The sequence below is a fragment of the Paenibacillus sp. P4_A7 genome (assembly GCF_056402455.1).
The window spans coordinates 1-864 of sequence record NZ_JBFUHJ010000857.1; the positions used below are offsets into that span (position 1 = coordinate 1).

Sequence of the window (864 nt, forward strand, 5' to 3'; positions counted from 1 at the left end):
GACCCTCGCCTTGACCCTCGCCTTCTTCGCAATACTGTTAAAGACTATACAAAAAAATAGCCCAGTTATAATTACATACGCGATAAAATGCGGTCACTTCCTCCCAATTCATCTGACTAAAAATGATTGAAGTCTTTCCGGTTTTTTCCTCCATATCAAAAGAAATTGTCGTACCAATCCATTCTGGATCTGAATCAACACACTGCCACAAAATCTTTTTATCGGTAACAAGCTCATCAACTCGCATCTTTGTTAAGCCTTTGCCGCCGAATCGGAACTCATTTATACAACCGATTTGATCATTGACTATTAGTTCATTTGTCCATATTTCTGAAAGTCCTTTTGCAGTGGTTAATGCTTCATATACCGTTGAAGCTGGAACATTCACGGTCTGTAAGTGCTCGATATTTGCCATATTGCTCATTCACCTTCTTTAAAAGGATTTAATTTATGTAATTATTTGTATACGAATATTATACCATGGTACGGTTTATGTGATTTCATTTCGATTGCTCATTTTTGAAATAACGCATTAGGGAAGGTTGTTTAACTATGCTGCCCGTTAGCTTATAAAGAAATGAAGCACCTGCCTTAGCAAACTGCTCCTTGTTTGTTCAACTATCGTGTCCCGTTAGCATTCCTGTAGAGCGTTAAATATCCGCTTTGCAAAAAAACGAGCGCCTCGGTACGATGGAAGTACGCAACGGGTCATAGCCCTAAAAATTCCATCATCCAGGAGGACGCTCTATTATGAAGTTTAAATCGCAGGACAAACAAAATCAACTCATTGAAAAAATTACCGCTCAACATCTGGTCGTCGGGATCGACATCGCCCAACAAACGCATGTCGCTCGTGCTGTTAAC

At 39.7% G+C, this 864-nt stretch carries 1 protein-coding gene; it reads right to left on the bottom strand.

Annotation, left to right across the window (positions count from 1 at the left end):
* Nucleotides 1–37 precede the first annotated feature (37 nt).
* Nucleotides 38–415, bottom strand: a complete 378-nt coding sequence (locus tag AC1DWN_RS34515) for an SRPBCC domain-containing protein (protein WP_477563308.1) — start codon at nucleotides 413–415, stop codon at nucleotides 38–40.
* Between the last annotated feature and the right edge of the window lie 449 nt (nucleotides 416–864).

What these genes read in the sequence shown, in the direction of transcription:
- AC1DWN_RS34515 (WP_477563308.1), bottom strand. Translation starts at nt 415, where the DNA reads ATGGCAAATATCGAGCACTTACAGACCGTGAATGTTCCAGCTTCAACG.